The organism is Bradyrhizobium sp. 33ap4, assembly GCF_032654765.1.
Classification (GTDB): domain Bacteria; phylum Pseudomonadota; class Alphaproteobacteria; order Rhizobiales; family Xanthobacteraceae; genus Bradyrhizobium; species Bradyrhizobium australafricanum.
This window is the reverse complement of the sequence record NZ_JAUMTJ010000047.1, coordinates 69,509-76,009: the sequence shown is the minus strand read 5'-3', so window position 1 is coordinate 76,009 and position 6,501 is coordinate 69,509. Positions and strand designations below refer to the sequence as shown.

Annotated in this window: 7 protein-coding genes and 1 pseudogene; 4 read left to right on the top strand and 4 right to left on the bottom strand. The window is 55.0% G+C overall.

The features are described from left to right. Both Q2M23_RS30535 and Q2M23_RS30530 read left to right on the top strand, forming a co-directional pair. Window positions 1-192, top strand: a pseudogene (locus Q2M23_RS30535) (hypothetical protein); the annotation flags it as partial. Window positions 193-822: 630 nt separating this feature from the next. After that, window positions 823-1,116, top strand: coding sequence for a hypothetical protein (locus tag Q2M23_RS30530; RefSeq protein WP_316398032.1), 294 nt, complete (start codon window positions 823-825; stop codon window positions 1,114-1,116). Here the strand turns inward: Q2M23_RS30530 and Q2M23_RS30525 are convergent. Next, window positions 1,108-2,226: an ATP-binding protein gene (locus tag Q2M23_RS30525; protein WP_316398031.1), complete on the bottom strand. Its 1,119-nt coding sequence runs from the start codon at window positions 2,224-2,226 to the stop codon at window positions 1,108-1,110. The genes Q2M23_RS30530 and Q2M23_RS30525 overlap by 9 nt on opposite strands. Window positions 2,227-2,469: 243 nt before the next feature. Beyond that, window positions 2,470-3,009, bottom strand: coding sequence for a helix-turn-helix domain-containing protein (locus Q2M23_RS30520; protein ID WP_316398030.1), 540 nt, complete (start codon window positions 3,007-3,009; stop codon window positions 2,470-2,472). A 189-nt stretch (window positions 3,010-3,198) separates the two neighbouring features. On the opposite strand from Q2M23_RS30520, the gene Q2M23_RS30515 reads away from it, so the two are divergent. Then, complete coding sequence (locus Q2M23_RS30515) at window positions 3,199-3,519, top strand: hypothetical protein (RefSeq protein ID WP_316398029.1); 321 nt, start codon at window positions 3,199-3,201, stop codon at window positions 3,517-3,519. Between the two features lie 126 nt (window positions 3,520-3,645). Then, window positions 3,646-4,359 carry a hypothetical protein gene (locus tag Q2M23_RS30510; protein ID WP_316398028.1) on the top strand — a complete coding sequence of 238 codons (714 nt, stop codon included), beginning with the start codon at window positions 3,646-3,648 and terminating at the stop codon, window positions 4,357-4,359. A 12-nt stretch (window positions 4,360-4,371) separates the two neighbouring features. Here Q2M23_RS30510 and Q2M23_RS30505 read toward each other — a convergent pair whose 3' ends face one another. Both Q2M23_RS30505 and Q2M23_RS30500 read right to left on the bottom strand, forming a co-directional pair. After that, entirely contained in the window at window positions 4,372-5,394 is a 1,023-nt protein-coding gene (locus Q2M23_RS30505) for a restriction endonuclease (RefSeq protein WP_316398027.1), read from the bottom strand. 135 nt (window positions 5,395-5,529) lie between these two features. Next, window positions 5,530-6,492 carry a PGN_0703 family putative restriction endonuclease gene (locus Q2M23_RS30500; RefSeq protein WP_316398026.1) on the bottom strand — a complete coding sequence of 321 codons (963 nt, stop codon included), beginning with the start codon at window positions 6,490-6,492 and terminating at the stop codon, window positions 5,530-5,532. Window positions 6,493-6,501: the final 9 nt, after the last annotated feature.

The following is a 6,501-nucleotide window of genomic DNA, read 5'->3' as shown; positions in this document are numbered from 1 at the left end:
GCTCTCTCCTCGGCTAATCCAAGGAGGGGGCAATTCCTCATGGCGCCGAGGGGGCAGTTTTCCATGGCGCGCGACAGCTACGTTATCAAGCTGAAACGGGGGGGCGCCGCCAAACGCATAGGAAACCTGGTTCGTATATGGGTCTACTCGCCTCGTTACAAATTGCGTAATTCCCATGACGAAGCGCGGTGAAAATCGATGGTTGAACGCATTTCGGAAATCACGGGTCGCTATTTTGTGCGCCTTATCGGCGATCCGTTCAATGCTTGCTTTGCATTGCTTGTAAGATTTCCATTCCGAACCAAATTCATCTGCCGCCTGGAAATAAATCTCATCGTCAGGGGGAAACTCGTCCTTCCAGACAAGGCCCGGGATCGCTCGATTTGCTTGATGGCATACTGTCAGCGGGTTCGATTGGAGTGCGTGTTCATCGTTCCTCCTTCAAATGATCACTACGAATCTGCAGTACTCATTTTAGGGATACATGCAATCGCTCGGCTCAGCCAAATTCCCGATCTTTGTCGCGCTGTCGGTTTATACCCGAGCCTACGACCGGCTGAGCACCGGATTGTCAGGAAAACTGCTTAGGGTCACCATGCCGAGGCGGTTTACGATAATCGCGTTCTGATGTTCGGAGACCAGAATCGACTCGTCGGGGCAACTCAATAGACTAACTAGCGGTTGTGGCGAACAAAACTGGAACGTCTGACACCTCAATGCTATATCGTGGATAACCGAGCGAGTAAGCGGCGTTCTTACTTCGTGCTCACTAAGATAGGTTTAGCTAATTCCACTGGTCTCCTCACCTTAGAGGACAAGGACATGGCGACGAAGAAAACACCCGAGAGGGTGGATGATGGTGCTCGGCCCGAATCCGAGGCGCCGAAAACTGAGAGCGAGAAGCCGTCTGACTTGGTTGAGCTTGCCAAGCAGGGCGGTGAGTTCAAGAAGCATTTTGGCAAATGGTGGGGCGGCTTCCTTCTGCTTAGTCTAGCCAACAAGGCATCCGGCCGTCGACCTTTTCTGTGGGGCGGGTTATGGGCCACGATTGCGACCACCGCCATCGCGGTGCTCAACAAGTATGGTGTGACGCTTGTATCGGCGTGGTTAGGTTGACACCTTGGGCAGAGCCTCGAGCGATGCGCCAATATGGATGGCGCCTTCATCAGGCACGAAGATCCCATCCGAGGGCATGGTCTTGACTAGGAACGTGGTCTTCGCCGCTTTAGAGCCGAAAGCCTGCAGAGCTGGGCCGGGACTTTGTCGTATGTAGTCCTCCACGGCCTTGAGGCCAGCTCGTGTGATGTACTTGCGGCCCATTTTTTTCTCGTAGACGCAATGCACATCGTCGCCGTCAATCTTCATTTGGCGGAGGAGTAGGGTCAGCTGCTGAGCGCTGATCCGGGGGATGCCGTATACCTCCTTTATGACCGGCGAAATCATCTTGGCGGCTTCTGTCGGCAAATTCTTGTCGGCGTCATCGAGCGGAGCACGGACGACATGCTGCAGGTCAACTTGGCCGACCACCATGTATGCCGGCGCGCCCTTCTCCTCGACCAACTCAGCCTTCTTGATGAAGTTGAGGCCTTTAGCAGTCTCTGGCGACATCAGGATGCTTGGCTTCGGGTCTGAAACGTCGATGACCCCGGCGCTATCCAAGCCGATCTTCTGCACGAGCTGCAGCGTCTGCATGAACTTGCGACTATTCGCCTCGTCACGCTCGGTCAGCATGGTGTGCAATTCGGGGAAATTGATCGGGCGAGACTGGCCTGCATAGCGATAATAGATCGTGCCTTCCTGCAGGATGACCACGTCTTTCTTTTCGCCTTTCTTCTCCATGACCTTGGTTCGCGTTTTGCGGCAAATGACTGGCTTGTGTTGCGAAGCATTTACGCCAACGACGTACAGCTTCGCGCCACCGATCTTATACTCTCGGATATGGAAGGGTATTTCGGGATCGAACTCATCGCGCAACCGGTTGGCCCAGTCCGCTTCGTCGGTCATATCCTTGGTGCCGACAATCATGCGGGGCTTGTTACTGACGCCGAACATGATGACGCCGCCGCTTGCGTTAGCGAAGGCGGCCAGCGCCTTGGTGTAGTCGGAGAAGTCGGCAGCGCTGAAGTCTTGTTTGAATTCCAGCCGCTTGCCCTCGCGGCTTAGGACAGTGCCGGAAGTGGAATCGAAGGTTATCAGCTCGGATAAATCTGCGGGCAAGGCGAGCATTGCGGCACCAAACTGGCAGCGACAGGAATCTACTTTAAGTATGCATTGTAGATGATCGTGCCGGCGAGCCCGACGATAGCGGTAAGGCCAAAAGAGCCGCGCCTGGTCTTGGCGATGGCGAACATCATCAGCGCCGCACCCAAGAAGCGTCCATAGGCTGCGCATAGGGCGGGGCCATGGGCCATCACCTGACTGAGATCCGATTCAGTGGGCGGCCCCTTGGTCCGCCGGGGTACAGTTTCACTAGACATCTTGCACCGGTATCGGGTAGCCGGACCCAATATTGATCCCTTGCCGCGTGGCCTCGGCAAACATTTCGACGCCTGTCGGGCGCGGTGGTCGGGATAGCTCTTTGATCAATTCATCGGAAAGGTCCGCTTCGCGGCGCCGCTGCTGCATGAGCTGAATGCGCGCCCACGCGAATGGCTTGAGCTTTTCAACGAGCGGCGTGAGATCGAAAACTTGCCGGTCCCTGATGTTTCGCTTCGGTAGCTTCGCGAGAAAACCTTCCTTAACCAGCCAAGATACCGAGCGCTGAACCGAGCGCTTACTAACACCCATTCGCTTGGCGATGGTGTTGGTGTGCGGATAGGCGAGGCGCCCCTCGGCGTGCCAATGGGCCAGAAAGTTCAGAAGGACATTCAAGTTTTCGCTGCTCAGACCCATCTCAGCCTGGTGCAGCAGAAGGACGTAAGGCAGCGCGAGGAAGCCGGGATCGATGACGTAATCCCACTTCTCCCGAAGGCTGTGCCGCGCAACCGTTGGTGTAACCGCCGTGTCCATGGCGGCCACAGATTCCAAAAAAAACGTACCCAGACAACTGTGTTCTTTTTAGAAGTGACAGAATTGGCGCTATTTGCGCAACCATTCATAGGGCCAGCCACGAAAGGGTTGTATCATACCTTTAGACGAATTGATCTCGGCGAGTGAACAGCGCGAGAGCGGGGGCAGAGCAACCGGACGGGCTTCCGGTTGGCGAGCCATTCGAGAAGCCAAGCCGGCAATGAGCCGGTCGGCGACCTGGCATCCTCAACCTCGATGCCCGTGTCCGGGTCTTGCTCGATGGAGATAACCCGGGCCCTTCAGCCAATAGCTGACGCCATCCGTGTTCGGTGCAGCGATGACAAGAAGGCCGTCGACACCGTCTTAATCGTCGGTCGGGTGCAGGCACTGCAGGACGACAAAGCATGGGCACAATTCATCGTCGAGCACGGCTGGGACAAGGTGCCCGATACGCTGGAAGGGGCGACATGCCTATCCAGCACATTCACCCTGAAGATTGACAATGGGTAATTGGAGCATATGCCTACGCCCGTCCAAAGCCTTAGCGGACGACTGTTGCGCGAGTCCCTTGAGGCATGCGCAGTCGGGGCTTAGAGTTGATACCGACTAAGCTCTCAACCCACCTCAGAGAAGAGGATGCCACGAAGACAGATATCGGGGATTTCGCTGGCCCAAATCGAGATTGCCCGGCAGATGCATGGGGGATTGGCTCTCTGGCGGACCACCGAAAATGCGCTACTGACTCTGAGCGAGTGCTACCCGGGCCATAGCCTTGGCGCGTGCTTGGTGAAGGCCGCAGCCGTCAACGCTCTCTACTCCACCTACGTGCTTGCCATCACTCGGATGGGTAAGCACGTTCACAACGTGTTACAACAGGAACGATTTCGGAAGATAACTCTAGCCAATTCGATCGAGCTAGTCGAGGCCATCGCCGACCTCACGCCGCCAGCGCAGCTTGACAACGCAGCTGATCTCAATACCTCGTCTGCGCCGGATCAGCAGAGGAAGCGTCAGTTTCGGAGCTTCGCCTCCAAGTTCTGTGCATTCTTTGTCGATCGCAACCTGTTTCCAATCTACGACGACGCCGCACGTGAAGCGATCAAACTTCATCTCTCGTCGAGAGATCTCGACAAGTCGACAACGTATGGCGGCTTTGTGAAAAACCTGCACCGGCTCCGCGATCGATACGCGTTGCACTCAAGCGACTGCGTGGATCTCGACCGCTATCTCTGGCTCAGAGGAATGTATGACCGGTACGAAAGGGGAGATGCCAGAGTGAATCGAGAATTACGGGAATATTTCGCAGGAGAGCCGCGCGAACTCGCGGCGTTACTTGGCGGCAGTTTGTAAGGTAGGTATGCTCTATTGATCGTCTTCAGTTTCGATGGCTTCCGGTACATAGACGCGACGTAGTGGAAGCAATCCCTTATGACGGGAATCAAAGTGTTCGTAGTGCTGAAAGATAAGTTGAACTAGCTCATCACCGTCAATTAAGCGCAAGTTGCTCTTGCTCTGTTCATAGTTTCGAGAAGCAGGGCTGAACGTTCCGAGTGTAATGAACAGACCGAACTCTCCGTCGGATGACAACTTTCCATAGAGAGCGGAGACATCTTTGTCCGTTGCTACCCCGTCGCTGCTCTTGACCTGTACTTTGATAATGGGCGGTTCAACGCCGAGATGGTCCTTGTGGGCAATGACATCTACGCTCGGTTCGTTTTTTCGAGTCAATCTCGCATGGTATCCCATACACTCTAGAAGGTGGACGATGAAGCCTTCGAGTGGAGCGCCCTTGAGCTCTTGGACAAGTCTCTTCAAAACGAAATCTCTCGTGGTTTCCTCAATATCTTCGGTGACGGCGGCGACGGACTCGTCCTGTGCCAGCGGCGTGACAGGCGCTGTGGGGCCTTCGAGCACCGCACGAAATTCATCAGCATAGTTTTTCACCAAGAACAGGCTCATCGCCGAGCCGATCTCGTGAAGCGCGCCTTGCGTAAAATTCGTTCGAGGCACGGCGTGAAGCCACTTGACCGCCCTGCGATTTGGGTAAGTAGTTTCCCCTGTTGGGTCGTACTTGTAGTCGCCTTGCACTTTGCCAATATGTATCTGGCGATCACGCTTCGACGGATAGACGATAATATCGCCGGCCTTCATTTCATGAACAAAACGGAATAACTGGCCCGCATTGACAGGCCAAGCACCCGGTTTCTTCTCTGGATAGGCTTGAGCAACCTTTGCTTTGAACGCCTCCCGGTCTGCCGCAAGTACGCCAAGATCACCCATTGATGCCCACCCGATGGCGATGCAATTCTTTTTCAAGAAGAGGCTGTCAGCATCCCCGGTACGGCCACCGTGTATACCCCAAAGGTTGATTTCGTTTAGCGTCATTGCTTTCTCCGATGCCATAACGGTAAGAGCGCTCTCTGATGCTCTTTTTTGCTTGGTTTGCTCGTTGATCGAGAACGAGGCACTGAAAAGCGCCTCCGGCTCTTGAGGCGCGCGCTAGATCGATCACTTTTCAGCTTAAGCAACAAGTCCGTACTTGTCGCGCAGCGCCTGCGCCAGCCAGTTACAGATGTCATCATCAGGTAGTTGACGAAGGAACGACTGCCAGGAAAGCCGCCTTAGCAGATGCGGCAACCGTAGTGCGGATCGCGCCTCTACCCATTGCATTTCACACGCGCCATCCCTGAATGTACTTGGGTTGCGTGCGTCATAGATGACGAGAGCATGTCCGCTATTCTCTTCGAAGGCGCCATCTGATGATACGCAGGCAGCCAGTACATTTCTGACGAGTTGATACGGCGATCGCATCGGACAGGGACGGTGATCTATCGTTGGCGACCAGCCGAACGCCAGTTCAGCAAAATTCCAATAACGTACCCCGGCACCCGTCAATGAGCATCGTTGGGTGGTTCGACCGCCTTGATACTCATAGCTGCCATTGCAGTATTTCGGGTCCGCACCGCGCAACCCGGGTCTCGAGCAGGTTCCGAAGCTTGCCTCGGACAACTTGCATTCAACGGCCACCCGATAAGCTCCCCCGATCCAGACATCGATAGAGGTGGCCCCCTTTGGACCTTCGCCGAGGGTAGTGATTTGCTTCTCAAAGGTCAGATTGCCCGCCGCGGCAGAAGGACCAAACGCAAGGCAACCTTCTTCGTCCCTAACATTTGCAAGTACAGCAAACCGATTGAACGCCTCGATTACTCCGAATGTCGATTGCACCAAAGCTTGCGAGCTTTGCATACTTCCAAAATGCCTGTGACGTTTGGATCGGGGTATTTTCCTCACGACCATTTCACGCAGAGATGCCGCGCATGGCGGTGTCATTACGTTAAGATCGCGAGCTAGGTCGGCCCATACGACGGGCTCATCTTCGTTGTAGTTCTTAAACAGCTCGGGCTTGTCCCCAAAATGAGTGCGCCGGTACTCGTGGAAGCCACGTCTAAGTGTCCTGATGTAGTCACTGTACCTGATCGTCATGGCTGTGTG